The following is a 25,622-nucleotide window of genomic DNA, read 5'->3' as shown; positions in this document are numbered from 1 at the left end:
GGTGACGGGCACGGACACGTACACGGAAACGGAAGACCCAGGTCCCGGCGGCTACGCGGCGGCCCGGCTGCGCCTCCTCACCGAGGACGCGCGGTCCGGGCCGCCGCGCCGTTCCGCACTCGCCGGACTGACCGACGACTGGCTCGCCGGACTGTTCGCCGCGGCGGCCGGCCCGGCCAGGGGCGTCTCCCTCGTCGCCGTCGGCGGCTACGGCCGCGCCGAGCTGTCCCCGCGCAGCGACCTCGACCTCGTGCTGCTGCACGACGGCTCCGACCCCGCCGCCGTCGCCGCCCTCGCCGACCGGATCTGGTACCCCGTCTGGGACCTCGGCCTCTCCCTCGACCACTCCGTCCGCACTCCCGCCGAGGCCCGCACCACCGCCGCCGAGGACCTGAAGGTCCACCTCGGCCTGCTGGACGCCCGCCACCTCGCCGGCGACAGCACCCTCACCGCCGGCCTGCGCACCGCCGTCCTCACCGACTGGCGCAACCAGGCGCCGAAGCGCCTGCCCGAACTCCGGGACCTGTGCGCCGAGCGCGCCGCCCGCCAAGGCGAACTGCGCTACCTGCTCGAACCCGACCTCAAGGAGGCCCGCGGCGGCCTGCGCGATGCCACCGCGCTGCGCGCCGTCGCCGCCTCCTGGCTCGCCGACGCCCCCCGCGAGGGCCTGGCCGACGCCCGCCGCCGCCTGCTCGACGTCCGCGACGCCCTCCACCTGGCCACCGGCCGCGCCACCGACCGGCTCGCCCTCCAGGAACAGGACCAGGTGGCCGCGGAACTGGGCCTGCTCGACGCCGACACCCTGCTGCGCCAGGTCTACGAAGCCGCCGGCGTCATCGCGTACGCCGGCGATGTCACCTGGCGCGAGGTGGGACGCGTCCTGCGCTCCCGCGCCGTACGGCCCCGGCTGCGCGCCCTGCTCGGCGCCGGCCGGCCGGCCACCGAACGCTCGCCGCTGGCCGAGGGCGTGGTGGAACAGGACGGCGAAGTGGTGCTCGCCCGCGCCGCCCGCCCCGACCGCGACCCCGTCCTCCCGCTGCGCGCCGCAGCCGCCGCCGCGCAGGCCGGCCTCCCGCTCTCCCTGCACGCCGTCCGGCGCATGGCCGCCACCGCGCGCCCCCTGCCCACCCCCTGGCCCGCCGAGGCCCGCGAACAGCTCGTCACCCTCCTCGGCTCCGGCCGCCCGACCGTCGAGGTCTGGGAGGCACTGGAGGCCGAGGGCCTGATCAGCCGCCTGCTCCCGGACTGGGAACGGGTCCGCTGCCGGCCGCAGCGCAACGCCGTCCACATCTGGACGGTCGACCGGCACCTCATCGAGACCGCCGTACGCGCCTCGGAACTCACCCGCCGGGTCGGCCGCCCCGACCTGCTCCTGGTCGCAGCCCTGCTGCACGACATCGGCAAGGGCTGGCCCGGCGACCACTCGGTGGCCGGCGAGATCATCGCCAAGGACGTCGCCGCCCGCATCGGCTTCGACCGCGCCGACGTCACCGTGCTGTCCACGCTGGTCCGCCACCACCTGCTGCTCGTCGAGACCGCCACCCGCCGCGACCTGGACGACCCCGCCACCGTCCGCTCCGTGGCCGACGCGGTCGGCTCCCAGAGCACCCTGGAACTGCTGCACGCCCTCACCGAGGCGGACGCCCTCGCCACCGGCCCGGCCGCCTGGTCCTCCTGGCGCGGCTCCCTCGTCGCCGACCTGGTCCGGCGCGTCCGGGGCGTCCTCGCCGGCGCCGCGCCCGACGAACCCGAGCCGGCCGCGCCCACCGCCGAGCAGGAGCGGCTCGCCGTCGAGGCCTTCCGCACCGGCGGCCCGGTCCTCGCCCTGCGCGCCCAGGCCGAACCCGTGCCCGGCGGCGAGCCGCCCGGCGAACCGGAACCCCTGGGCGTCGAACTCCTCATCGCCGTCCCCGACCGGCCCGGCGTCCTGCCCGCGGTCGCCGGGGTCCTCGCCGTGCACCGCCTCACCGTCCGCACGGCGGAACTGCGCGCCCTGCGCCTGCCGGAGGGCGTGGACGAGGACGGCACGATCCTCCTCCTCGACTGGCGGGTCGCCGCCGAGTACGGCTCCCTGCCCCAGGCGGCCCGGCTGCGCACCGACCTCGTCCGCGCCCTGGACGGCTCCCTGGACATCGCCGGCCGCCTCGCCGAACGCGACGCCGCCTACCCCCGCCGGCGCGGCTGGACCGCTCCGCCGCCCCGGGTCACGGTGGACCCGGCCGCCTCCCGCCACGCCACGGTGATCGAGGTCCGCGCCCAGGACGCCCCGGGCCTGCTGCACCGCATCGGCACGGCCCTGGAGAAGGCGGGCGTACGGGTGCGGAGCATGCACGTGTCGACGCTGGGGGCGAACGCGGTGGACGCGTTCTACGTCACGACGGGCGCCGGCGCGCCGCTGCCGGACGCGGACGCGTCGTCGCTGGCCGGGATGCTGGAGGAGACGCTGCGGGAATAATGGCCTTCCGGAGCGTCGGCGCGGTCGTCCCCGCCGGCGCGGGTCGGCCTTTCCGCTCGTCCACCCGAGCGGGCGGGGGCGAATCGCTTGCGCGGCCGGATACCCTGGAGGACGACTCAGACAGCCGCCGACGCGAGGACCTACGCCGCCGTGTTCGATACTCTCTCCGACCGCCTCACAGCCACCTTCAAGTCCCTGCGGGGCAAGGGCAGGCTCAGCGAGGCGGACATCGACGCCACGGCCCGGGAAATCCGCATCGCGCTTCTCGAAGCCGACGTGGCCCTCCCCGTCGTCCGCGCGTTCGTCAAGAACGTCAAGGAGAGGGCGCTCGGGGTCGAGATCTCCAAGGCGCTCAACCCGGCGCAGCAGTTCATCAAGATCGTCAACGACGAGCTGGTGGAGATCCTCGGCGGCGAGACCCGGCGGCTCCGCTTCGCCAAGCAGCCGCCCACCGTGATCATGCTGGCCGGTCTCCAGGGTGCCGGTAAGACCACCCTCGCCGGCAAGCTCGGCAAGTGGCTGGTGGAGCAGGGCCACTCCCCGCTGCTGGTCGCCTGCGACCTCCAGCGCCCCAACGCCGTCAACCAGCTGAGCGTCGTCGCCGAGCGCGCCGGCGTCGCGGTGTACGCGCCGGAGCCGGGCAACGGCGTCGGCGACCCGGTGAAGGTCGCCAAGGACTCCATCGAGTTCGCGAAGTCCAAGGTCCACGACATCGTGATCGTGGACACCGCCGGCCGCCTCGGTATCGACGCCGAGATGATGCAGCAGGCCGCCGACATCCGCGACGCCGTCTCCCCGGACGAGATCCTGTTCGTCGTCGACGCGATGATCGGTCAGGACGCCGTCAACACCGCCGAGGCCTTCCGCGACGGCGTCGGCTTCGACGGCGTGGTGCTCTCCAAGCTCGACGGCGACGCCCGCGGCGGTGCCGCCCTGTCCATCCGGCAGATCACCGGCAAGCCGATCATGTTCGCGTCGAACGGCGAGAAGCTGGACGACTTCGACGCGTTCCACCCGGACCGGATGGCCTCCCGCATCCTCGACATGGGCGACCTGCTCACCCTGATCGAGCAGGCGGAGAAGACCTTCAGCCAGGAAGAGGCCGCCAAGATGGCCTCGAAGCTGGCGTCCAAGAAGGGCCAGGACTTCACCCTGGACGACTTCCTGTCCCAGATGGAGCAGGTCAGGAAGATGGGCAGCATCAGCAAGCTGCTCGGCATGCTCCCGGGCATGGGCCAGATCAAGGACCAGATCGCCAACCTGGACGAGCGGGACGTCGACCGCACCGCCGCGATCATCAAGTCGATGACCCCGGCCGAGCGCCAGGACCCGACGATCATCAACGGCTCCCGCCGCGCCCGTATCGCCAAGGGCTCCGGTGTCGACGTCAGCGCGGTCAAGGGTCTGGTCGAGCGGTTCTTCGAGGCCCGCAAGATGATGTCCCGCATGGCCCAGGGCGGCGGCATGCCGGGCATGCCGGGGATCCCGGGCATGGGCGGCGGCCCCGGCCGGCAGAAGAAGCAGCAGAAGAAGGCCAAGGGCAAGCAGCGCTCCGGCAACCCGATGAAGCGCAAGCAGCAGGAGCTGGAGGCGGCCCAGCGCCGCGAGGCCGCGGCGCAGGCCGGCGGCGCGTTCGGCCTGCCGGGCCAGCAGGACCAGGACTTCGAGCTGCCGGACGAGTTCAAGAAGTTCATGGGCTGACCCGGCTTCCGGGCCCGGCCCGGCCCGTACGCCGCCGAGGGCGTCCTTCCACCGGAAGGGCGCCCTCAGCGCGTGCCGGTGCGGAAAGGGTGTCGTACCGTCCCGGTATGGCCGATTCCGCTCCGCCGCGCAAGTCGCCGGACCAGCCCTGGCGCACCGAGGGCGCCCCGGAGGAGCCGCAGCAGCCCTCCGGCGGGCGCGGGATGCGGGGCGGCTGGTGGCGGCTGATCCTCACCGCGCTGGTCGTGTACCTGATCGCGAACCTGGTGCTGTCCTACGTCGACCGGGCGAACGAGCCGACGATCTCGTACACCGAGTTCGCCAGGCAGGTGGACGAGGGCAACGTCGCCAGGATCTACGCCAAGGGCGACTCCATCCAGGGCCAGCTCAAGAAGGAGCGGAAGAACCCGGAGGGCGGCGGCGCGTACACCAAGTTCAACACCGAGCGGCCCTCGTTCGCGCACGACGACCTGTGGGCCGGCCTGACCCGGCACAAGGTCACCGTCACGGCCGAGCCGGTCGTCCAGCACCGCAGCTTTCTCGCCAACCTGCTGATCTCGCTGGCGCCGATGCTGCTGCTGATCGCCGTCTGGGTGTTCGTCGCCCGGCGGATGAGCGCGGGACTCGGCGGTCCGGGCGGGATGCTCGGCCGCAAGGCGCCGCCGAAGCCGGTGGAGCTGGTGCCGGGGGAGAAGCGCACCACGTTCGCCGACGTGGCCGGCATCGACGAGGTCGAGGCCGAGCTGAACGACGTGGTCGACTTCCTGAAGAACCCCGACGTCTACCGCCGGATGGGCGCCAAGATGCCCCGGGGCGTGCTGCTCGCGGGGCCGCCCGGCACCGGCAAGACGCTGCTGGCGCGGGCCGTGGCCGGTGAGGCGGGCGTGCCGTTCTTCTCCGCCTCGGCCTCCGAGTTCATCGAGATGATCGTGGGCGTGGGCGCCTCCCGGGTGCGGGAGCTGTTCGCGGAGGCCCGCAAGGTGGCGCCGTCGATCATCTTCATCGACGAGATCGACACCATCGGCCGGGCGCGCGGCGGCGGCGCGTCGATGGGCGGGCACGACGAGCGCGAGCAGACGCTGAACCAGATCCTCACCGAGATGGACGGCTTCTCCGGCTCGGAGGGCGTGATCGTGATCGCGGCCACCAACCGCGCCGACATCCTCGACCCGGCCCTGACCCGCCCCGGCCGCTTCGACCGGGTGGTACAGGTCTCGCCGCCGGACCGCGGCGGACGCGAGGCCATCCTCCAGATCCACACCCGCGGGATCCCGCTCGCCGACGACGTCGACCTCGGGCAGGTGGCCCGTACGACACCGGGCATGACCGGCGCGGAGCTGGCCAACCTGGCCAACGAGGCCGCGCTGCTCGCGGTCAAGCGCAAGCAGCGGCAGGTGACCCGGTCCGACCTGTCCGAGGCGCTGGAGAAGGTGCAGCTCGGGGCGGAGCGCTCGCTGGTGATGCCGGAGGAGGAGCGCCGGCGCACCGCGTACCACGAGAGCGGGCACGCGCTGCTGGGCATGCTCCAGCCGGGCGCCGACCCGGTCCGCAAGATCACGATCGTGCCGCGCGGCCGGGCGCTGGGCGTCACGCTGTCGACGCCGGAATCGGACAAGTACGCGTTCACCGAGGAGTACCTGCGCGGCCGGATCATCGGCGCGCTGGGCGGGATGGCGGCCGAGCAGGTGGTCTACGGCGTGATCACCACGGGGTCCGAGAGCGATCTGGAGCAGGTCACCGCCATCGCCCGGGGCATGGTCTCGCGCTGGGGCATGAGCGAGCGGGTCGGCCGGCTGTCCGCGCTGCCGAACGACGCCCAGCAGGCCTACGGCCTCGCCGCCGCCCCGGCGACCCTCGATGTGATCGACGCCGAGATGCGGCGGATCGTGGACGAGTGCCACGCGGAGGCGTGCCACAAGCTGCGCGACCACCGGGGACGGCTCGACGCGCTCGCGCACGCCCTGCTGGAGAACGAGACGCTGGAGGAGGCGGACGCCTACCGCATCGCCGGCATCAGCCGCCCGGGCAAGGACGGCGAAGCCTAGGCCCTAGGGGACGCGGGCGACGAGGTAGCGGAAGACGTTCGGCATCCACACCGTGCCGTCCGGACGGCGGTACGGGTGCAGGGCCTCCGTCAGCTCCTTGTCGACCTGCCGGGCGTCGGTCGCCGCGATCGCCGCGTCGAACAGCCCGGTCGACAGCAGCCCTCGTACGGCGCTGTCGAGGCCGGCGTACCCGAACGGGCAGGCGACCCGGCCGGAGCCGTCCGGGCGCAGCCCGGCCCGGGCGGCGGCCTCCTCCAGGTCGTCGCGGCGGGCGGGCCGCCAGCCGCGGGCGCCGGGCAGCGGGTCGGCCAGCGCGGCGGCCGTGCGCAGCACCGAGGTGGTGGCGCAGCGCTCGGGCGGTCCCCAGCCGGTCAGCACCACGGCCGCCCCGCGCGCGGCCAGCGGCAGCGCGGCGGCGAGCAGTTCGCCGAGCCCGTCGGTGTCGCCCGGCTCGAAGACGGTCACCACGGTGTACGGCTGCCCGCCGGCCGGACCGGCGGGCAGGCCGTCGAGGAGTTCCGGCGCCGCCGTCCGGCGCGTGCCGCCGGACGGGGTGTCCGGCAGGAGGCGGGCGCGCGCGAGGGCGAGCCGTTCCGGGAAGGCGGACTCGACGCCGGTAACCGCGGCGCCCCGGGCGGACGCCAGCAGCAGGGCGAGCCCGGACCCGCAGCGCAGGCCCAGCAGCCGGCCGGCGGGACCCACGCCGAGTCGGTCGTACACGGCCGCGTAGAGCGGTACGAGCATCCGCTCCTGGATCTCGGACCAGTCACGCGCGCGTGCGCTCAGGTCCACGCGGGATGCCGAGTCCGCGTGGGCCACGTGCTGCCGCACGAGCGTAGGTGTCATGGAAGCGCCCCAATCCGCCGACAGTTCGCCGCTGTACCCGGTCGTGTGGCCCCCGTGGAGTGCCGCGCACATCCCACGTATGCCAGGTAACTCCCGGCCCGCCGTGCCGTCCAGGGGTCTTGGGGTCCGGCTTGGGCCGTGGACGCGGGTGTGGCGAGAATTCACATCCCGGCAACCTGGAGGGCCGTACGGTGGCCGCGCGCGGGGGAGCGGTGCGCGGCCGGCGGGGGCGGGCCGGTGGCGGGCGGTGCGGCGTCACCCGGTAACGTCACGCGGGCGCGGACGCCGGCCGGGAGGGCACGGCGGGCCGCGAGCGGCCGGATCCGCCCCTCGCCGGGCCGACGGCCCGTGTCGTCCCGGGGCCCGTCGCCGGTGCGTAGCGCCGCCTACGCACCAGCTTGTGCGGAGCTGTGACGCTTCTCCGCAGATCAGCGCACCCGCCCTCGTCAGGACGCATCAGCGGCAACTGACGGGTACGTGCAAATTATTTGGGATGCCCCGGAATCGGAACACGGGGGCACCCCCGCTCGTTGTCATTACGTGAGCACGACACAGACACCACCTGTTCTCGCCGCAGAGCTGGCGCAGGCGTGGGCCGACATTCAGCGGCACCACCCCGAGCTGCCGGACCTAGCCGCACCAGAGTCCCTGATCGGAGAGTCGTCGTCCGCGTGCGGACACGAACTCTCCTTCGAACGACTGCTCCATGAGGCAGTCCACGGCATCGCCGCCGCCCGGGGCATCCGCGACACCTCCCGGGCCGGCCGCTATCACAACCGCCGTTTCCTCGCGATCGCCGAGGAGCTGGGCCTGGACCATCCCGAGGAGCCGCACCCGAGCAGCGGTTTCTCCCTGGTCACGCTCAACGCCGAGGCGAAGCGGCGCTACCGCCCGACCATGGAGCGGCTCCAGCGCGCGCTGAAGGCCCACATGGCCGCCACCTCGGCCGACACCGCCCGCAGCTTCCGCGGTCCGGCCGCCCGGCACGGCTCCTCCGGCGGCGGCGTCCGGGTCAAGGCGGTGTGCGACTGCGGGCGCAACGTGCGGGTCGTCCCGTCGGTCCTGGCCCAGGCCCCCATCGTCTGCGGCGGCTGCGGCAAGCCGTTCCGGATCCCGGAGGTCATGGGAGCGGCGTAGGCGCGGCGCGCGCGTACCGGCATCTCGTGGCTGCCGGCCCGCGGGCGGCGACCTCACCGCACCGGGCAGCGCACCCGACGTGTCTCACCTCCACGCCGGGTGCCGCTGAACCCTGCCCGTACCGCAGCTCACCCACCCTCGGCCGGAAGCGGTCCTCGGGGTGTGGCAGAATGGCTAGCTGTACTCGACAGTCGCATAGGACCCCTCTCTCCTCCGGCTGACGCGTCCATCGGGCACTCGGGTACCGCAACCCCACGCGGCGTCTCGCCGTGCCCAACCACGTCAATTCCAGGAGAACCCACTCCCGTGGCAGTCAAGATCAAGCTGAAGCGTCTGGGCAAGATCCGTTCGCCTCACTACCGCATCGTCGTCGCCGACTCCCGTACCCGCCGTGACGGCCGGGCCATCGAGGAGATCGGCAAGTACCACCCGACCTACAACCCGTCGGTCATCGAGGTGGACGCCGAGCGTGTGGCGTACTGGCTCGGTGTCGGCGCGCAGCCGACCGAGCCCGTGCTCGCCATCCTGAAGAAGACCGGCGACTGGCAGAAGTTCAAGGGCGAGCCGGCTCCCGCGCCGCTGCTCGTCGCCGAGCCGAAGCCGGCCCGTCCGTCGTTCGAGGCTCTCGGCGGTGACGACGAGGGCAAGGGTGAGGCGATCACCCAGAAGAAGAAGGCTGAGAAGAAGGACGAGGCCGCGGCTGAGTCCGAGTCGACCGAGGCCTGAGCAGCATGCTCGAAGAGGCGCTTGAGCACCTCGTGAAGGGCATCGTCGACAACCCTGACGATGTGCAGGTCGCCTCGCGCAACCTGCGTCGCGGGCGCGTCCTCGAGGTCCGGGTCCACCCGGACGACCTCGGCAAGGTGATCGGCCGCAACGGCCGCACCGCGCGCGCCCTGCGCACCGTCGTGGGCGCCATCGGCGGTCGCGGTGTCCGCGTCGACCTGGTCGACGTGGACGACGTCCGCTGACGCTTCATCGCAACCGGCTCGGGCCGGGGAGGGCCACTGGGCCGTCCCCGGCCCGCAGTCGTATGACAGGAGATTTGGACAGGTGCAGCTGGTAGTCGCACGGATCGGCCGTGCCCATGGCATCAAGGGCGAGGTCACCGTCGAGGTACGTACCGACGAGCCGGAGCTGAGGCTCGCTCCCGGCGCCGTACTCGCCACGGACCCCGCTTCCGCGGGACCGCTGACCATCGCCACGGGGCGGGTGCACAGCGGCCGCCTCCTGCTGCGCTTCGAGGGCGTCACCGACCGCAACGCGGCCGAGGCCCTGCGCAACACCCTGCTGATCGCCGAGGTGGACCCGGAGGAGCTGCCCGAGGACGAGGACGAGTTCTACGACCACCAGCTGATCGACCTGGACGTGGTCACCGAGGACGGCACGGAGATCGGCCGGATCACCGAGATCTCCCACCTGCCCTCGCAGGACCTGTTCATCGTGGAGCGCCCGGACGGCAGCGAGGTGCTGATCCCCTTCGTGGAGGAGATCGTCACCGAGATCGACCTGGCGGAGCAGCGGGCGGTCGTCACGCCGCCGCCGGGCCTGATCGACGACCGCGCCGAGATCGCCTCCTCCAGGGACGAGGACGCATGAGGCTCGATGTCGTCACGATCTTCCCCGAGTACCTCGAACCGCTGAACGTCTCCCTCGTCGGCAAGGCGCGCGCGCGAGGGCAGCTGGACGTCCACGTGCACGACCTGCGGGAGTGGACGTACGACCGGCACAACACCGTGGACGACACGCCGTACGGCGGCGGTCCCGGCATGGTCATGAAGACCGGCCCCTGGGGAGAGGCCCTCGACACCGTCCTCGCCGACGGCTACGAGACCGGCGCCCAGGCCCCCGCGCTGATCGTGCCCACGCCCAGCGGCCGTCCCTTCACCCAGGAACTGGCCGTCGAACTGTCCGAGCGCCCCTGGCTGATCTTCACACCGGCGCGCTACGAAGGCATCGACCGGCGCGTCGTGGACGAGTACGCCACCCGCGTCCCGGTCTACGAGGTGTCCATCGGCGACTACGTCCTGGCCGGCGGTGAGGCGGCCGTGCTGGTGGTCACGGAGGCCGTCGCCCGGCTGCTGCCCGGCGTCCTCGGCAACGCCGAGTCCCACCGCGACGACTCCTTCGCCCCCGGCGCGATGGCCAATCTCCTCGAAGGCCCCGTCTACACCAAGCCGCCCGTCTGGCGCGGCCGGGACATCCCCGAGGTGCTGCTCAGCGGCCACCACGGGAAGATCGCCCGCTGGCGCCGCGACGAGGCTCTGAGGCGTACGACCGTCAACCGGCCCGATCTGATCGAGCGCTGCGACCCGAAGGCCTTCGACAAGAAGGACCGCGAGATGCTCTCCATCCTGGGCTGGGCACCGGACCCGGACGGGGAGCGGTACGGCCGATTTTGGCGCCGCGCCGACGGCATGGAAGAATAGGCCGCTGCTGTGCGTCCGCAGGCGAGCGCCCCTGCCACAGGGGGACACGACGCCCGCCCCGATCCGCACGGCAGTCCTCCTGGAACCCCTAGTTTCCGTTGATGACCTGTGGCATCAGCGAGGAAAGCAGACAAAATGTCTCACCTGCTCGACACCGTCGACTCCGCGTCGCTGCGCAGCGACATCCCGGCCTTCCGCCCGGGTGACACCGTCAACGTCCACGTCCGCGTCATCGAGGGCAACCGCTCCCGTGTGCAGCAGTTCAAGGGCGTTGTGATCCGCCGCCAGGGCTCCGGTGTCCGCGAGACCTTCACGGTCCGCAAGGTCTCGTTCTCCGTCGGCGTCGAGCGCACCTTCCCGGTGCACACCCCGATCGTCGAGAAGATCGAGCTGGTCACCCGTGGTGACGTGCGCCGCGCCAAGCTGTACTACCTCCGTGAGCTGCGCGGCAAGGCCGCGAAGATCAAGGAGAAGCGCGACAGCTGAGTGCTCTCACGGGGTCACGGCGGGGCCGGATAGCATCTGGCTCCGATGGACACCGAAGCACAGCCGACGCAACGCGACCGCTCCTCCCACCCCGGTCCTCCGGGGGCGGAGGGCCGGTCGCGTTTCGCGTTGGCGGCCCGCCTCGCCGACTGGCTCCCGGGCGGCCGCATCACCCTCACCGCCCTGACCGGCCTGGCGTTCCTGCTGCTCCTCAACGCCTTCGTGGTGCAGCCGTTCCAGATCCCGAGCGGTTCCATGGAGCAGGGGCTGAGGATCGGGGACCGCGTCCTCGTGAACAAGCTGGCGTACCGTTTCGGTGCCGGGCCGAGCCGCGGTGACGTCATCGTGTTCGACGGCACCGGGTACTTCGGGGACGCCGACTACGTCAAGCGGGTCGTCGGGGTGGGGGGAGACCATGTGGTCTGCTGCGACAAGCAGGGGAGGCTCGAGGTGAACGGCCGGCCGGTCGACGAGACCGCGTTCCTCTATCCGGGCGACAGCGCCTCCAGCGTGCCGTTCGACGTCGTCGTCCCCCCGGGACGGCTGTTCGTCCTCGGCGACCACCGCAGCGACTCCAGCGACTCCCGCGACCACCTCGGCTCGCCCGGCGGCGGCATGATCCCGGTCGGGGACGTCATCGGCCGGGCCGACTGGATCCTGTGGCCGTACCGCCACTGGACGCATCTGACCCGGCCGCCGGCCTACGCCGGCGTGCCCGCCGCCCCGGCGGAGGGCGGCCATGGGTAACCGCGGCAAACCACGCGGGGTGCCCGCCGGCCCCGCCGACAACCTGCTGCCCACCGGGGCCCGCCGCGCCTCCGCGCCCGGCGGCGGCCGCACCCGCGCGGAGCGCCGCAGGCTCCAGCGCAAGGTCAAGCGCAAGCGCCGCCGCTCGGCCGTGCGGGAGATCCCTCTCCTGGTCGGCGTCGCCGTCCTCATCGCGCTCGTCCTGAAGACCTTCCTCGTCCAGGCGTTCGTGATCCCGTCCGGGTCCATGGAGCAGACGATCCGGATCGGCGACCGGGTGCTGGTCGACAAGCTCACCCCCTGGTTCGGCGCCGAACCGGAGCGCGGGGACGTCGTCGTCTTCCACGACCCGGGCGGCTGGCTCCAGGACGAGCAGACCGCCAAGAGAGGCGACCCGGTGGTCCTCAAGCAGCTCAAGGAAGGGCTCGGCTTCATCGGCCTGCTGCCGTCCGACAACGAGAAGGATCTGATCAAACGGGTCATCGGAGTCGGCGGCGACCACGTCGAGTGCTGTGACGCGCAAGGCCGCGTCACGGTCAACGGCGTCCCCCTCACCGAGGGCGACTACCTCTATCCGGGGGACCAGCCGTCCGCCACGCCCTTCGACATCACCGTTCCCAAGGGCCGGCTGTGGGTCATGGGCGACCACCGGGGCAACTCCGCGGACTCCCGCTTCCACCAGGACACTCCCTACGGCGGCACGGTCTCCGTGGACTCGGTCGTCGGCCGGGCGATGGTCATCGGCTGGCCGGTCGGCCACTGGACGCGCCTGACGGAACCTAAAACCTTCGCAAGCGTCAGCGACTCGGCGCCGGGGACGGCCGCTGTTTCCCGGCCGTCGCATAGGGTTGCCCACGAGAACCGGAACGGAATGAGACAGCTCCCGACCCCTGCGGAACTCCCGCTCGTTATGGGAGTGGTGGGCCTGCGCAGTGTGTGGGGCAGGCAGCGGCACAGAGTGAGGAGTTGGCGTGGGGGATGTGGCGGTTGGCGCACGTTCGGGGCACGACGGCGAGGAGAACCGCGGGCACCCCGGGGAACCGGACGTTCCCGTACCGGACGGCGCCGTGAACTCCGGCAACGGCCGGGCGGACGGCGACGCGGGCACGCCGGAGGGTGAGCGGGAGCCGCGTGCCGGGACCACGGCCGCGGCCGTGGGAGCGCGGCAGCCGAAGAAGCCGCGCTCCTTCTGGAAGGAACTGCCGATCCTGATCGGCATCGCACTGGTCCTGGCGCTGCTGATCAAGACGTTCCTGGTGCAGGCGTTCTCGATCCCGTCCGACTCGATGCAGAACACGCTCCAGCAGGGTGACCGCGTCCTGGTCGACAAGCTCACGCCGTGGTTCGGCTCCGAGCCCGAGCGCGGCGAGGTCGTCGTCTTCCACGACCCGGACAACTGGCTGGCGGGTGAGCCGACGCCGACCCCGAACCCGGTGCAGAAGGTCCTCAGCTGGATCGGCCTGATGCCCTCGGCGGAGGAGAAGGACCTCATCAAGCGGGTGGTCGGGGTCGGCGGCGACACGGTCGAGTGCAAGAACAGCGGCCCGCTGAAGGTCAACGGCAAGGCGCTGGACGAGCCGTACGTCTACCCGGGCAACACGCCGTGCAGCGTGGACGACCAGGGCGGCCAGTTCACGGTGAAGGTGCCCAAGGGCTACATCTGGGTGATGGGCGACCACCGCCAGAACTCCCGTGACTCCCGCTACAACCAGTCCGACAAGAACCACGGCATGGTCCCCGTCGACAAGGTCGTCGGCCGCGCCATCGTCAAGGCCTGGCCCATCAACCGCTGGGGCACCCTGCCGGTCCCGGACACCTTCGACCAGCCCGGCCTGGACCAGAAGTCCTCCGCCGCCGCGTCCCTGACGGTCGCCCCGCAGGGCGTGGCCGTCGCCGCGGTGCTCCCCGTGGCGCTGTGGCGCCGCCGGCGCAACGGTCGCGGTGCGGCCGACGCGGAGCGCCCGGCGACGACCGGACACGGCACTCCCGCCGGCCTGTGACCTCCGGCCGGTCCCGGCCCGCCCCGGTGGCCCTCGGCCGGCTCCTGCGGTCCCGGCCGTGAGCGAAGGGCTGCCCCCGTTCGGTACCGCCCGGTAGGGTGCGGGTCCATGGGTGGCGAGAGCATGACGCGTACGGCCCCGGCGGGCGGCACCGGTACGGCACGGACCGGCGGTGGGCGGCTCGGGCAGCGGCTGTCCGGACTGGCGGTGGCGCTGGGGCTGGTGCTGTTCCTCGGCGGGTTCGCGTGGGGGGCGGTGGTCTACCGGCCGTACACCGTGCCCACCGGCTCCATGTCCCCGACCATCGCCGCCGGCGACCGGGTGCTGGCCCAGCGGGTCGACGGCGACGAGGTGCGGCGCGGCGACGTGGTCGTCTTCGAGGACAAGAGCTGGGTCGACAACTCCAAGGTGGTCAAGCGCGTGGTCGCCGTGGGCGGTGACAGGGTCTCCTGCTGCACCGACGGCAAGCTGACCGTCAACGGCAAGCCCATCGAGGAGTCGTACCTGCCCGCGGGCAGCCTGGCCGAGCTGAAGGGCTTCGGCACGGTCACCGTCCCCGAGGGCCGGCTCTTCCTCCTCGGCGACGAACGCCGTAGCTCCCTGGACTCCACCGCCCACCTCACCGACGCGGCGCGGGGCACCGTCGACCGCGATGCCGTCTCGGCCCGCGTGGACGCCGTCGTCTGGCCCTGGAAGGGCATGCTCAAGCGGCCCACCGGCTTCGAGACGCTGGGCGACCTCTCCGCGCCGGGCCCGCTGCGCACGCTGGAGGTGCTGATCGTGGCCGGCGCGGTCCTGGTCCTCGGCGGCGGCGCCTACGGCCCGATCGCGAACCGCCTCGGCCGCTCCCGCACGGCCGCGGCCCACCCGGGGACGGCCGCCGGTGCCCGCTGAGACGGCACGGCCGGCGGGGGAGCCGTACGAGGACGAGGGGCCGTACGAAGGTGCGGGCGGGTTGCGCAAGGTGGCCCGGGTGGTGCTCCTCGACCCCGAGGACCGCATCCTCCTGCTGCACGGCCACGAGCCCGACGACCCGGCCGACGACTGGTGGTTCACGCCCGGCGGCGGCCTGGAGGGTGCCGAGACACGCGAGGAGGCCGCGCTGCGGGAACTCGCGGAGGAGACCGGCATCACCGACGTCGAACTGGGTCCCGTGCTCTGGCGGCGGCGATGTTCGTTCCCGTTCGCGGGCCGCCGCTGGGACCAGGACGAGTGGTACTACCTGGCCCGGACGAGCCAGACGGCCACCGCGGCGACGGGGCTGACGGAACTGGAGCGGCGCAGCGTCGCCGGAGCGCGCTGGTGGACGTGCCGGGAACTGACCCGGGCACATGAGACGGTGTATCCGACCAGACTCGCCGAGCTGCTGCGCACGCTGCTCGTCGAAGGTCCCCCGGCCCGGCCCGTGACCCTCGACACGGAAATCGTCTGAGGGCTCCCCGGGCTGGCGCACAATGGGGGGATCGCACGGCTGAAGGGGAACATGCCATGAGCGCCGAGGACCTCGAAAAGTACGAGACCGAGATGGAGCTGAAGCTCTACCGGGAGTACCGAGATGTCGTCGGTCTGTTCAAATACGTGATCGAGACCGAGCGGCGTTTCTATCTCACCAACGACTACGAGATGCAGGTGCACTCGGTCCAAGGTGAGGTGTTCTTCGAGGTGACCATGGCCGACGCGTGGGTGTGGGACATGTACCGGCCGGCTCGCTTCGTCAAGCAGGTCCGTGTCCTCACGTTCAAGGACGTGAACATCGAGGAGCTGAACAAGAGCGATTTGGAGCTGCCGGGCGGCTGATGACCTGCGGCTTCGCATGACGTCACCCGTTCGGGTGGCGAGGTTTTCCACAACCGGTCGGTAGTCCCCCAAGATCAACAGCGGGGGCCGGGATGCGTGACGGTGGGCGCCGAAGGAGGTGCCGACATGAACGCACGAGAAGCGATCGGCAAATACGGCGAGGACCTGGCGGCCCGGCGACTCGCCGAGGCCGGCATGACGATCCTGGAGCGCAACTGGCGCAGCGGACGGTCCGGCGAGATCGACATCGTGGCCCGGGACGGGGACGCGCTCGTCGTCTGCGAGGTGAAGACCCGCCGGGGCGGGGCGTACGAGCATCCGATGGCCGCGGTGACCCCGGAGAAGGCGGCCCGGCTGCGGGCTCTCGCCGCGCACTGGATCCAGGCCCACGGAGGAGCCCCGCCGGGCGGGGTCCGCATCGACCTCGTCGGCGTCCTCCTGCCGCGCCGGGGAGCGCCCTCGGTCGAGCACGCGCGGGGGGTGGCCTGAGTGGCGTTCGCCCGCACATGCTCCGTCGCCCTGGTCGGCGTCGAGGGCGTGGTCGTCGAGGTCCAGGCCGACCTGGAACCGGGAGTGGCGGCCTTCACCCTGGTCGGCCTCCCGGACAAAAGCCTCACGGAAAGCCGCGACCGGGTACGGGCGGCGGTGGTGAACTCCGGTGGCGAGTGGCCGCAGAAGAAGCTCACCGTCGGACTCAGCCCGGCCTCGGTCCCCAAGGCCGGCTCGGGCTTCGACCTGGCCGTCGCCTGCGCGGTGCTCGGCGCCGCCGAGCGGATCGATCCGCGTGTCCTCGCCGACATCGTCATGATCGGAGAACTGGGACTGGACGGCCGCGTGCGGCCGGTGCGGGGCATCCTGCCGGCCGTCCTCGCGGCGGCCGACGCCGGGTACGAACAGGTGGTCGTGCCCGAGTGCGCCGCCGCCGAGGCCGCACTGGTCCCCGGCGTGTCCGTGCTCGGGGTCCGCAGCCTGCGGCAGCTCATCGCCGTGCTGGCCGAGGAGCCGGTCCCCGAGGAGGCCCCGGACGAAACGGGCCGGCCCGATCCTCTGCTGGCCGGGCTGCGGATGCCGGGCACCGGCGCGGCGACCGGCATGCACAGCGTCGGCGCCGCGCAGCACGACCAGGACCACGACCTGGCGGACGTGGTCGGGCAGACCGCGGCCCGTACGGCCGTGGAGGTGGCCGCCGCGGGCGGGCACCACCTGTTCCTGGAGGGACCGCCCGGCGCGGGCAAGACCATGCTCGCCGAACGCCTGCCCGCCGTCTTGCCCCGGCTCACCCGGCAGGAGTCGCTGGAGGTCACGGCGGTGCACTCGGTCGCCGGGCTGCTGCCTCCCGGCAAGCCGCTGATCGACGTCGCTCCCTACTGCGCGCCCCACCACTCGGCCACGATGCAGTCACTCGTGGGCGGCGGCCCCGGCATCGCCAGACCCGGAGCGGTGTCCCTGGCCCATCGCGGTGTGCTCTTCCTGGACGAGGCCCCCGAGTTCCACAGCCAGACCCTGGACTCCCTGCGCCAGCCGCTGGAGGCGGGACACGTGGTGATCGCGCGCAGCGCCGGCGTGGTGCGCTTCCCGGCGAGGTTCCTGATGGTCCTCGCGGCCAACCCCTGTCCCTGCGGCCGGTTCTCGCTCCGTGACTCGCTGTGCGAGTGCCCGCCGTCGGTGATCCGCCGCTACCAGTCCCGGCTGTCCGGACCACTGCTGGACCGGGTGGATCTGCGGGTGGAGGTCGATCCGGTCACCCGGGCCCAGCTCACCGCGCCCGGTGCCCGCGGCGAGTCCACGCAGACCGTGGCCGCACGGGTACGGCAGGCCCGGGAGCGGACCGCGGCCCGCCTCGCCGGCACTCCGTGGCGCACCAACAGCGAAGTGCCCGGCCGTGAACTGCGCAGCCGGTACCACGCCGCCGCCGGGGCGATGGACGAGGCCGAACGCAGCCTGGAGCGCGGCGTGCTCACCGCCCGCGGCATCGACCGGGTGCTGCGCGTCGCCTGGACCGTCGCCGACCTCGTCGGACACGACCGCCCGGACGCCACCGACGTCGCCCTGGCCCTGCACCTGCGCACCGGCGTCCCGCGCGGGGTGCCGATGGCCCTCGGGGCGCTCACGTGACCGGCGCGGAGGAAACCGGTGACGAACTGCTCGGGCGGGTGTTCCTCGGGCGGGTGATCGAGCCGGGGGACGAGACCGGCGGGCGGTGGGTGCGGGAGTTCGGGGTGGCGGAGGTGGTGCGGCGGCTGCGGTGCGGGGACGAAGCCCTGCCGGGAGTGACCGCCACCCGGTGGGCGGGGCTCGTCGCGCGGGCCGCGCGGGCCGAGCCGGAGCGGGATCTCGCTCTCGGCCGGGCCGCCGGGGCGCGGTTCGTGTGCCCGGGGGACGGCGAGTGGCCCCGCCAGCTCGACGACCTCGGGGACGCGCGGCCCCTCGGCCTGTGGGTGCGCGGCCGGCCCAGCCTGCGCATGTGGGCCCTGCGGTCCGTGGCCGTGGTCGGCGCCCGCGCCTGCACCGAGTACGGCACCCACGCGGCGGCCACCCTCGCCGCCGGCCTCGCCGAGCGCGGCTGGGTGGTGGTGTCGGGCGGCGCCTACGGCATCGACGGCGCCGCCCACCGGGGCGCGCTCGCCGCCCGCGGCGCGACCGTCGCCGTCCTCGCCTGCGGCGTCGACCAGTCCTACCCTCGCGGCCACGCCGCCCTGCTCACCCGCATCGCCCACCAGGGACTGGTGGTCGGCGAGCTGCCGCCCGGCGACCATCCGACCCCCGGCCGGTTCATCCTCCGCAACCGCGTCATCGCCGCCCTGACCACAGGCACCGTCGTCGTGGAGGCCGCCCGCCGCAGCGGCTCGCTGGCCACCGCGCGGGCCGCGCGGCGCCTCGGCCGGTTCACCATGGGCGTGCCCGGCCCGGTCACCAGCGCCCTCTCCGCGGGCGTGCACGACCTGCTGCGCGACGAGGCCACCCTGGTCACCGACGCCACGGAGATCATCGAACTCGTCGGCGCCATGGGCGATCTCGCCCCCGTCCGGCGCGGCCCGGTGCTCCCGCGCGACCTGCTGGAACCGCACACCCGAGGGGTGCTCGCCGCGCTGCCCGGCAACCGCGCGGCCCCCGCCGAGGAGATCGCGCTCGGCGCGCGCACCACCCCGGAGGACGCGATCGCGAGACTGTACGAACTCCGAGCACTTGGCTATGTCGAACGACACGGCGATGGCTGGAAGTTGACACGCCAGGCGGTCACCTCGGTCCGCGACGGTGACCGACTGTGCTGACCGACCGTGTTCGGCCGTCCGGGGGAACCCCCGACACCCTTGGGGTTTCCCGGAGTTGGCGCTCCCGGCCGGTCACGGAGAGCGAGCCGTAGTGCGCGGTCACCCTCCCGGCGCGCGCCCCCGCGCAGGAGTGGAGCCGTCTTGTTCGCGCACCGCGACTCCGCAGTCACGCTACGCTCACAAAGGTGCGACGCAGACCGCGTCAACCCGACATCAGACCGACACCTCACCCAGTAAGGCCCCTTCTCCGTACCGACCCCACCTCCTTCTACTTCCATCCACTTCCAGCACTTCACGGCACTTCACGGCAGAACGGCACAAGGCGACGAATGCCCCAGCACACCTCCGGGTCCGACCGGGCGGCGATCCCCCCAGCCGCCCGCGACGGTGGCAGCGCCCGACCGCCCGCACCCTCGACGCTCGACGAGCTGTGGCGGTCGTACAAGGCGACGGGGGACGACCGGTTGCGGGAGCAGCTGATCCTGCACTACTCGCCGCTGGTCAAGTACGTGGCGGGCCGGGTCAGTGTCGGGCTGCCGCCCAACGTGGAGCAGGCCGACTTCGTGTCCTCGGGAGTGTTCGGGCTGATCGACGCGATCGAGAAGTTCGACATCGACCGGGAGATCAAGTTCGAGACGTACGCGATCACCCGGATCCGCGGCGCCATGATCGACGAGCTGCGGGCGCTGGACTGGATCCCCCGCTCGGTCCGGCAGAAGGCGCGCAACGTCGAGCGCGCCTACGCCACTTTGGAGGCGCGGCTGCGACGGACGCCGACGGAAGGCGAGGTCGCCGCCGAGCTGGGCATGGAGGTCGACGAGCTGCACGCGGTGTTCAGCCAGCTGTCGCTGGCCAACGTGGTCGCCCTGGAGGAGTTGCTGCACGTCGGCGGCGAGGGCGGGGACCGGCTCAGCCTGATGGACACCCTGGAGGACACCGCCGCCGACAATCCGGTGGAGGTGGCCGAGGACCGGGAGCTGCGGCGGTTCCTGGCCCGGGCGATCAACACCCTGCCCGAGCGGGAGAAGACCGTCGTCACGCTGTACTACTACGAGGGCCTGACCCTCGCCGAGATCGGCAATGTGCTCGGCGTCACCGAGAGCCGGGTCAGCCAGATCCACACCAAGTCCGTGCTCCAGCTCCGGGCCAAGCTGGCGGGCTTCGGCCGCTGAGTCCTCCCTTCCGGCAGGGCGTGTCCGTAAAGTGTCCGGCGTGCCAAGGATTCGAGCGGCCTCCGTGGCCGAACACCGGTCGATGCAGCGAGCCGCCCTGCTGGACGCGGCTCGGTCCCTGCTGTCCGAGGGCGGGACGGAGGCGCTGACCTTCCCCGCGCTGGCGGAGCGCACGGGACTGGCGCGGTCGTCCGTGTACGAGTACTTCCGGTCGCGGGCCGCGGTGGTCGAGGAGCTGTGCGAGGTCGACTTCCCGGTGTGGGCGGCCGAGGTCGCGGCGGCGATGGAGCGGGCCGGCTCGGCCGAGGACAAGGTCGAGGCGTACGTGCGCCGGCAGCTCGCGCTGGTCGGCGACGGGCGGCACCGGGCGGTGGTGGCCATCTCCGCGAGCGAACTGGACGCCGGGGCTCGGGAGAAGATCCGGGCGGCGCACGGGGGACTCGTCGCGATGATCGTCGAGGCGTTGGGGGAGCTGGGACACGAGCAGCCCCGGCTGGCGGCGATGCTGGTGCAGGGCGTGGTGGACGCGGCGGTGCGGCGGATCGAACTGGGCGCCGCCGAGGACCCCACGGTGATCACGGACGCGGCCGTGACCATGGCCCTGCGAGGCGTGACGGGCTGACCCCGACCGCGCGGACCCGCCAGAGGGGCCGGACGGGCGGCGGCCGTGTGAGCCGTCCCAGGGTGGACCGGTAGCCGCTACGCGGGTCGATCCGGGCCGTGCGATCAGTGGCCGCGTGGGCTTGTCCCGGGGCGGGGCGGTAGCCGGCGCGCGGGTCGGCCCAGGTCGGGTGGTCGGCGGCCGTGCGGGCCATCCCACGATGGGCCGGTAGTCGTCAGGCGGGCCGATCCAGACCGGGTCGATCCAGGCCGTGCGGTCGGTGGCCGCGCGGGCCGTCCCAGGTCGGGCCGGTAGCGGCTACGAGGGTCAATGCAGGCGGCTGGGCCGACCCTGACCGTGCGGTCAGTGGCCGTGTGGGCTGTCCCGGGGTGGGGCGGTAGCCGGCGCGCGGGTCGGCCCAGGTCGGGTGGTCGGCGGCCGTGCGGGCCATCCCACGATGGGCCGGTAGTCGTCAGGCGGGCCGATCCAGACCGGGTCGATCCAGGCCGTGCGGTCGGTGGCCGCGCGGGCCGTCCCAGGTCGGGCCGGTAGCGGCTACGAGGGTCAATGCAGGCGGCTGGGCCGACCCTGGCCGTGCGGTCAGTGGCCGCGTGGGCTGTCCCGGGGTGGGCCGGTAGCCGGCGCGCGTCGGCCCAGGCCGTACGGTCGGCGGCCGTGCGGACCGTCCCAGGATGGGCCGGTAGTCGGCAGGCGGGCCGATCCAGACCGGGTCGATCCAGGCCGTGCGGCGGCGGCCGCGCGGGCCGATCCGGGCCGTGCGGTCGGCGGCTGTGCGGCCGATTCCTGCTGAGCCGATCCGAGTCGGGTGGTCGGCGGCTGTGCGGGCCGTCCCGCGATGGCCGGTTGCCGGCGCGCGGGCCGATTCGGCCGGGCCGACAGCAGTCGAGCAGAGCCGCGAGCCTAGGCCGGCCGGGCCGACAGCAGTCGAGCAGAGCCGCGAGCCTAGGCCGGCCGGGCCGACAGCAGTCGAGCAGAGCCGCGCGCCTGAGCCGGCCGGACCGGCAGCAACCGAGCAGGGCCGCCTAAAGCCGACTGGACCGACAGCAGCCGAGCAGGGCCGCCCAAGCCGGCCGGACCGGCGGCAGCCCATCAGGGCCGTCTAAGCCGGCCGGACCGGTAGCAGTCTCGACGGGCCGGTGTGCAGCAGCCACGGCGGGAGCAGGGACAGCGGGTCCAGGTAGGTTCCGTCCCTCAGCAGGCCCCAGTGGAGGCAGGAGGCCGGGCCGCAGTGCGGGCCCGCCTCCAGCGCCCCCACCGCCTCGCCCGCCGCCACCTCGTCGCCCTTCCCCACCGAGGCCCGTACCGGCTCGTACGTCGTGCGCAGGTCCGTTCCCCGCAGTTCCAGCGAGACCACGCCCCTGCCCGCCACCCGGCCCGCGAAGAGCACCCGGCCGGGTGCCACCGCACGTACGGGTGAGCCGGGCGGCGCCGCCAGGTCCACTCCCCGGTGCCCGGGGCCGTAGACCGTCGGCGGTGGCCGCCAGCCCCGCAGGACCGGCGGGCGGGTGCCGACCGGCCAGGCGCGAGCGAGCGCCGGAACCTCGGGGCCAGGGGCCGACGGCGGGGCCGGAGGCGGGGCGTCCGCCCGGGCCGGAGGGGTGAGCAGGGCCGCCGCCAGCAGCAGCGGCAGAGCCGTCCAGAACGTCACAGAGCGCATGCCGCACACCGTCCCGCACCCCGCCCCCCACGGCCCCGGCCTGTGGACTACCCGCCGGTTGTGGACAGCGCCGTCACCCGCCGCTCCGTCGGTCCCGTACACTTCTTCTGGCGATCCGGGTCACCGGGTCGACTTCGCACGCCCCGGTACGGCGGCCGGCAACGGTTCCTACCAAGCGCCCCTCGGTCCTTCGTGGCACGGCGCAACGCGGGCGTCAGGCGCGACCGCCGACCGGCGGACGCGGCACAACCGAGAACACCAAGGAGATACGGCCATGGCCGTCGTCACGATGCGGGAGCTGCTGGAGAGCGGCGTCCACTTCGGTCACCAGACCCGTCGCTGGAACCCGAAGATGAAGCGCTTCATCTTCACCGAGCGCAACGGCATCTACATCATCGACCTGCTCCAGTCGCTGTCGTACATCGACCGCGCCTACGAGTTCGTCAAGGAGACCGTGGCCCACGGCGGCACGGTCATGTTCGTCGGCACGAAGAAGCAGGCGCAGGAGGCCATCGCCGAGCAGGCCACCCGCGTCGGCATGCCTTACGTCAACCAGCGCTGGCTGGGCGGCATGCTCACCAACTTCTCGACCGTCTACAAGCGTCTGCAGCGCCTGAAGGAGCTCGAGCAGATCGACTTCGAGGACGTCGCCGCCTCCGGTCTGACCAAGAAGGAGCTGCTGGTCCTCTCCCGCGAGAAGGCCAAGCTGGAGAAGACCCTCGGTGGTATCCGCGAGATGCAGAAGGTGCCCAGCGCCGTCTGGATCGTGGACACCAAGAAGGAGCACATCGCCGTTGGTGAGGCCCGGAAGCTGAACATTCCGGTCGTCGCGATCCTCGACACCAACTGCGACCCCGACGAGGTCGACTACAAGATCCCGGGCAACGACGACGCGATCCGCTCCGTCACCCTGCTCACCCGTGTGATCGCCGACGCCGTCGCCGAGGGCCTCATCGCCCGCTCCGGCGTCGCCACCGGTGACAAGGGCGAGAAGGCCGCGGGCGAGCCGCTCGCCGAGTGGGAGCGCGACCTGCTGGAGGGTGAGAAGAAGGCCGAGGAGGCCCCGGCCGCCGACGCCGCTGCCGTCGAGGCCCCCGCTGCCGAGGCCCCCGCCGCCGAGGCTCCCGCCGCCGAGGCGCCGGCTGCCGAGGCCGCTGCCGCCGAGGCCCCGGCCGCCGAGGGCGAGCAGGCCTGACGCCGGTCCGTCAGCGTTCGACAGCGGGGGCGGTAGCGCTTCCGGCGCGTTGAAATCCGCCCCCGCTGTTCACCCGTAGGTCGGCACGGCGTACGCGGTCCGCGACTACATGTGGGTCGCGACCGTGCGGATCTAAACCAGACTTCGAGAAAGACTCACAGACTCATGGCGAACTACACCGCCGCCGACGTCAAGAAGCTCCGTGAGCTGACCGGCGCCGGCATGATGGACTGCAAGAAGGCGCTGGACGAGGCCGAGGGCAACGTCGAGAAGGCTGTCGAAGCGCTGCGCATCAAGGGCCAGAAGGGCGTCGCCAAGCGCGAGGGCCGCTCCGCCGAGAACGGCGCCGTGGTCTCCATCATCGCCGACGACAACTCCTCCGGTGTCCTGGTCGAGCTGAAGTGCGAGACGGACTTCGTCGCCAAGGGCGAGAAGTTCCAGGCCGTGGCCAAGGCCATCGCCGAGCACGCCGCCAAGACGAACCCGGCCGACATCGAGGCCCTGCTGGCCTCCGAGATCGAGTCCGGCAAGACCGTCCAGGCGTACGTGGACGAGGCCAACGCCAACCTCGGCGAGAAGATCGTCCTGGACCGCTTCGCGCAGTTCTCCGACGGCTACGTCACCGCCTACATGCACCGCACCATGCCCGACCTGCCCCCGCAGATCGGTGTCCTGGTCGAGCTCGACAAGCCCAACGCCGAGGTCGCCAAGGGCGTCGCCCAGCACATCGCCGCCTTCGCGCCGAAGTACCTGGCCAAGGAGGACGTGCCGGCGGACGTCGTCGAGTCCGAGCGCCGTATCGCCGAGGAGACCACCCGCGCCGAGGGCAAGCCCGAGGCCGCGATCGCCAAGATCGTCGAGGGTCGCCTGAACGGCTTCTTCAAGGACGCCACGCTGCTCGGTCAGCCGTACGCGCTGGACAACAAGAAGTCGGTCCAGAAGGTCCTGGACGAGGCCGGTGTCACCCTGAAGCGCTTCTCGCGCATCAAGGTCGGCATCTGAGTCCGTACCGCGATCGACGCGCGACCCCCGGACGGATCCGCGAGGAAATGCCGATAGGGTCGACCGCAGTCGTCCGTCCCCATCGCCACAGCCCGGCGTGCGGCGGACGGCAGCAGATCTGACGAGGAGGCCATTGCCGCGCATGGGAGCGAAAAGCGACCCCATCGGCAATGGCCTTCTTCGTATGTGCAACACGTGAAAGAGGCGGGATCCCCCATGACCACCAAGGCCCAGAAGAGCGACGACGGCAAAGTACGCGGCCGGTTTCTGCTGAAGCTGTCCGGAGAGGCCTTCTCCGGCGGCGGGGGCCTGGGCGTCGACCCGGACGTGGTGCACAAGATCGCCCGTGAGATCGCGGCCGTCGTGCGCGACGGGGCCCAGGTCGCGGTCGTCATCGGCGGCGGCAACTTCTTCCGCGGCGCCGAACTCCAGCAGCGCGGTATGGACCGCGCCCGCTCCGACTACATGGGCATGCTCGGCACCGTGATGAACTGCCTCGCCCTCCAGGACTTCCTGGAGAAGGAGGGCATCCAGTCCCGCGTGCAGACCGCCATCACCATGGGCCAGGTCGCCGAGCCGTACATCCCGCTGCGCGCCGTGCGCCACCTGGAGAAGGGCCGCGTGGTCATCTTCGGCGCCGGCATGGGCATGCCCTACTTCTCCACCGACACCACCGCCGCCCAGCGCGCCCTGGAGATCGACGCCGAGGCGCTGCTCATGGGCAAGAACGGCGTGGACGGGGTCTACGACTCCGACCCCAAGACCAACCCCGACGCCGTCAAGTTCGACGCGCTCGGCTACGGCGAGGTCATCACCCGGGACCTCAAGGTCGCCGACGCCACCGCCATCACGCTGTGCCGTGACAACAGGCTCCCGATCCTCGTCTTCGAGCTTCTCGCGGAGGGCAATATCGCCCGTGCCGTCAAGGGTGAGAAGATCGGCACGCTGGTGGGTGACCAGGACAGCCGGGACTGACCCGGATCAACCCGGCCGGTGACGTGCGGCCCCGTGAAGGGGCCGTCACCGGCCGGGGGATGGACAATGTCCTGCCGGTCGGGA

General features: G+C 72.5%; 25 protein-coding genes. 23 read left to right on the top strand and 2 right to left on the bottom strand.

The annotated features are described in order from the left end of the window. The first annotated feature begins 1 nt into the window (after window position 1). From SCK26_RS11270 to ftsH, 3 genes are all read left to right on the top strand, one after another. Window positions 2-2,455 (top strand): [protein-PII] uridylyltransferase, encoded by a 2,454-nt coding sequence (locus tag SCK26_RS11270; protein ID WP_318201163.1) that lies wholly within the window; start codon window positions 2-4, stop codon window positions 2,453-2,455. A 150-nt stretch (window positions 2,456-2,605) separates the two neighbouring features. Then, window positions 2,606-4,156 carry a signal recognition particle protein gene (ffh, locus tag SCK26_RS11265; protein WP_318201162.1) on the top strand — a complete coding sequence of 517 codons (1,551 nt, stop codon included), beginning with the start codon at window positions 2,606-2,608 and terminating at the stop codon, window positions 4,154-4,156. A 107-nt stretch (window positions 4,157-4,263) separates the two neighbouring features. Then, entirely contained in the window at window positions 4,264-6,201 is a 1,938-nt protein-coding gene (gene ftsH, locus SCK26_RS11260; protein WP_318201161.1) for an ATP-dependent zinc metalloprotease FtsH, read from the top strand. Between the two features lie 3 nt (window positions 6,202-6,204). Here the strand turns inward: ftsH and SCK26_RS11255 are convergent, their stop codons facing one another. Further along, on the bottom strand, window positions 6,205-7,047 hold the full coding sequence (locus SCK26_RS11255; protein WP_318201160.1) for an SAM-dependent methyltransferase: 843 nt from the start codon (window positions 7,045-7,047) through the stop codon (window positions 6,205-6,207). 540 nt (window positions 7,048-7,587) lie between these two features. On the opposite strand from SCK26_RS11255, the gene SCK26_RS11250 reads away from it, so the two are divergent. The 17 genes from SCK26_RS11250 (at window position 7,588) to SCK26_RS11170 (ending at window position 20,709) form a co-directional block, all read left to right on the top strand. Next, window positions 7,588-8,184 (top strand): hypothetical protein, encoded by a 597-nt coding sequence (locus tag SCK26_RS11250; RefSeq protein WP_318201159.1) that lies wholly within the window; start codon window positions 7,588-7,590, stop codon window positions 8,182-8,184. A gap of 306 nt (window positions 8,185-8,490) precedes the next feature. Further along, on the top strand, window positions 8,491-8,910 hold the full coding sequence (gene rpsP, locus SCK26_RS11245) for a 30S ribosomal protein S16 (RefSeq protein ID WP_030785131.1): 420 nt from the start codon (window positions 8,491-8,493) through the stop codon (window positions 8,908-8,910). A 5-nt stretch (window positions 8,911-8,915) separates the two neighbouring features. Continuing rightward, window positions 8,916-9,155: an RNA-binding protein gene (locus tag SCK26_RS11240; protein WP_030612780.1), complete on the top strand. Its 240-nt coding sequence runs from the start codon at window positions 8,916-8,918 to the stop codon at window positions 9,153-9,155. 82 nt (window positions 9,156-9,237) lie between these two features. Further along, complete coding sequence (gene rimM, locus SCK26_RS11235; RefSeq protein ID WP_318201158.1) at window positions 9,238-9,783, top strand: ribosome maturation factor RimM; 546 nt, start codon at window positions 9,238-9,240, stop codon at window positions 9,781-9,783. Next, window positions 9,780-10,613 (top strand): tRNA (guanosine(37)-N1)-methyltransferase TrmD, encoded by an 834-nt coding sequence (gene trmD / locus SCK26_RS11230; RefSeq protein WP_318201157.1) that lies wholly within the window; start codon window positions 9,780-9,782, stop codon window positions 10,611-10,613. Before rimM ends, trmD begins: the two co-directional genes overlap by 4 nt. A gap of 135 nt (window positions 10,614-10,748) precedes the next feature. Further along, the gene (gene rplS, locus SCK26_RS11225) at window positions 10,749-11,099 is read left to right on the top strand and encodes a 50S ribosomal protein L19 (protein WP_318201156.1); all 351 of its coding nucleotides are present in this window, start codon (window positions 10,749-10,751) and stop codon (window positions 11,097-11,099) included. A gap of 45 nt (window positions 11,100-11,144) precedes the next feature. Further along, a complete protein-coding gene (gene lepB / locus SCK26_RS11220; RefSeq protein ID WP_318201155.1) occupies window positions 11,145-11,846 on the top strand; it encodes a signal peptidase I in 702 nt (233 codons plus the stop codon). Then, the gene (gene lepB / locus SCK26_RS11215) at window positions 11,839-12,966 is read left to right on the top strand and encodes a signal peptidase I (RefSeq protein ID WP_318201154.1); all 1,128 of its coding nucleotides are present in this window, start codon (window positions 11,839-11,841) and stop codon (window positions 12,964-12,966) included. The genes lepB (SCK26_RS11220) and lepB (SCK26_RS11215) overlap by 8 nt, the downstream gene beginning before the upstream one ends. Continuing rightward, window positions 12,914-13,846, top strand: coding sequence for a signal peptidase I (gene lepB, locus SCK26_RS11210; protein ID WP_318201153.1), 933 nt, complete (start codon window positions 12,914-12,916; stop codon window positions 13,844-13,846). Before lepB (SCK26_RS11215) ends, lepB (SCK26_RS11210) begins: the two co-directional genes overlap by 53 nt. 108 nt (window positions 13,847-13,954) lie before the next feature. Next, window positions 13,955-14,740 carry a signal peptidase I gene (gene lepB / locus SCK26_RS11205; RefSeq protein WP_318201152.1) on the top strand — a complete coding sequence of 262 codons (786 nt, stop codon included), beginning with the start codon at window positions 13,955-13,957 and terminating at the stop codon, window positions 14,738-14,740. Then, window positions 14,730-15,278, top strand: coding sequence for an NUDIX hydrolase (locus tag SCK26_RS11200; RefSeq protein ID WP_412080732.1), 549 nt, complete (start codon window positions 14,730-14,732; stop codon window positions 15,276-15,278). Before lepB (SCK26_RS11205) ends, SCK26_RS11200 begins: the two co-directional genes overlap by 11 nt. Before the next feature lie 56 nt (window positions 15,279-15,334). After that, entirely contained in the window at window positions 15,335-15,643 is a 309-nt protein-coding gene (locus SCK26_RS11195; protein WP_014675276.1) for a DUF2469 domain-containing protein, read from the top strand. A gap of 126 nt (window positions 15,644-15,769) precedes the next feature. Continuing rightward, complete coding sequence (locus SCK26_RS11190) at window positions 15,770-16,132, top strand: YraN family protein (protein ID WP_318201151.1); 363 nt, start codon at window positions 15,770-15,772, stop codon at window positions 16,130-16,132. Next, window positions 16,133-17,758: a YifB family Mg chelatase-like AAA ATPase gene (locus SCK26_RS11185; protein WP_318201150.1), complete on the top strand. Its 1,626-nt coding sequence runs from the start codon at window positions 16,133-16,135 to the stop codon at window positions 17,756-17,758. Beyond that, window positions 17,755-18,915, top strand: a complete 1,161-nt coding sequence (gene dprA / locus SCK26_RS11180; protein ID WP_318201149.1) for a DNA-processing protein DprA — start codon at window positions 17,755-17,757, stop codon at window positions 18,913-18,915. Before SCK26_RS11185 ends, dprA begins: the two co-directional genes overlap by 4 nt. A 329-nt stretch (window positions 18,916-19,244) precedes the next feature. Then, window positions 19,245-20,087: an RNA polymerase sigma factor WhiG gene (gene whiG, locus SCK26_RS11175; RefSeq protein ID WP_318201148.1), complete on the top strand. Its 843-nt coding sequence runs from the start codon at window positions 19,245-19,247 to the stop codon at window positions 20,085-20,087. Between the two features lie 64 nt (window positions 20,088-20,151). Continuing rightward, window positions 20,152-20,709 carry a helix-turn-helix domain-containing protein gene (locus tag SCK26_RS11170; protein WP_318205979.1) on the top strand — a complete coding sequence of 186 codons (558 nt, stop codon included), beginning with the start codon at window positions 20,152-20,154 and terminating at the stop codon, window positions 20,707-20,709. 1,099 nt (window positions 20,710-21,808) lie between these two features. On the opposite strand, the gene SCK26_RS11165 is transcribed toward SCK26_RS11170, so the two are convergent. Next, the gene (locus SCK26_RS11165) at window positions 21,809-22,366 is read right to left on the bottom strand and encodes a M23 family metallopeptidase (RefSeq protein WP_318201147.1); all 558 of its coding nucleotides are present in this window, start codon (window positions 22,364-22,366) and stop codon (window positions 21,809-21,811) included. Window positions 22,367-22,640: 274 nt separating this feature from the next. Here SCK26_RS11165 and rpsB point away from each other — a divergent pair, with 274 nt between their 5' ends. The 3 genes from rpsB to pyrH all read left to right on the top strand — a co-directional run bounded on the left by rpsB (window position 22,641) and on the right by pyrH (window position 25,538). Beyond that, window positions 22,641-23,561 (top strand): 30S ribosomal protein S2, encoded by a 921-nt coding sequence (gene rpsB, locus SCK26_RS11160; protein WP_318201146.1) that lies wholly within the window; start codon window positions 22,641-22,643, stop codon window positions 23,559-23,561. A gap of 165 nt (window positions 23,562-23,726) precedes the next feature. After that, window positions 23,727-24,563: a translation elongation factor Ts gene (tsf, locus tag SCK26_RS11155; RefSeq protein ID WP_318201145.1), complete on the top strand. Its 837-nt coding sequence runs from the start codon at window positions 23,727-23,729 to the stop codon at window positions 24,561-24,563. A 216-nt stretch (window positions 24,564-24,779) separates the two neighbouring features. Beyond that, the gene (gene pyrH / locus SCK26_RS11150; protein WP_318201144.1) at window positions 24,780-25,538 is read left to right on the top strand and encodes a UMP kinase; all 759 of its coding nucleotides are present in this window, start codon (window positions 24,780-24,782) and stop codon (window positions 25,536-25,538) included. The last annotated feature ends 84 nt before the right edge of the window (window positions 25,539-25,622 follow it).

Source organism: Streptomyces sp. SCL15-4 (assembly GCF_033366695.1).
Classification (GTDB): domain Bacteria; phylum Actinomycetota; class Actinomycetes; order Streptomycetales; family Streptomycetaceae; genus Streptomyces.
The sequence above is the reverse complement of the archived record's forward strand: the minus strand, read 5'-3'. Positions and strand labels throughout refer to the sequence as shown.

Coding starts and splice junctions, on each gene's coding strand:
- ftsH (WP_318201161.1), top strand. CDS start 4,264: ATGGCCGATTCCGCTCCGCCGCGCAAGTCGCCGGACCAGCCCTGGCGC.
- SCK26_RS11190 (WP_318201151.1), top strand. CDS start 15,770: ATGAACGCACGAGAAGCGATCGGCAAATACGGCGAGGACCTGGCGGCC.
- whiG (WP_318201148.1), top strand. CDS start 19,245: ATGCCCCAGCACACCTCCGGGTCCGACCGGGCGGCGATCCCCCCAGCC.
- SCK26_RS11165 (WP_318201147.1), bottom strand. CDS start 22,366: ATGCGCTCTGTGACGTTCTGGACGGCTCTGCCGCTGCTGCTGGCGGCG.
- lepB (WP_318201152.1), top strand. CDS start 13,955: ATGGGTGGCGAGAGCATGACGCGTACGGCCCCGGCGGGCGGCACCGGT.
- rpsB (WP_318201146.1), top strand. CDS start 22,641: ATGGCCGTCGTCACGATGCGGGAGCTGCTGGAGAGCGGCGTCCACTTC.
- lepB (WP_318201154.1), top strand. CDS start 11,839: ATGGGTAACCGCGGCAAACCACGCGGGGTGCCCGCCGGCCCCGCCGAC.
- tsf (WP_318201145.1), top strand. CDS start 23,727: ATGGCGAACTACACCGCCGCCGACGTCAAGAAGCTCCGTGAGCTGACC.
- SCK26_RS11240 (WP_030612780.1), top strand. CDS start 8,916: ATGCTCGAAGAGGCGCTTGAGCACCTCGTGAAGGGCATCGTCGACAAC.
- SCK26_RS11255 (WP_318201160.1), bottom strand. CDS start 7,047: ATGACACCTACGCTCGTGCGGCAGCACGTGGCCCACGCGGACTCGGCA.
- SCK26_RS11195 (WP_014675276.1), top strand. CDS start 15,335: ATGAGCGCCGAGGACCTCGAAAAGTACGAGACCGAGATGGAGCTGAAG.
- rplS (WP_318201156.1), top strand. CDS start 10,749: ATGTCTCACCTGCTCGACACCGTCGACTCCGCGTCGCTGCGCAGCGAC.
- pyrH (WP_318201144.1), top strand. CDS start 24,780: ATGACCACCAAGGCCCAGAAGAGCGACGACGGCAAAGTACGCGGCCGG.
- lepB (WP_318201155.1), top strand. CDS start 11,145: ATGGACACCGAAGCACAGCCGACGCAACGCGACCGCTCCTCCCACCCC.
- trmD (WP_318201157.1), top strand. CDS start 9,780: ATGAGGCTCGATGTCGTCACGATCTTCCCCGAGTACCTCGAACCGCTG.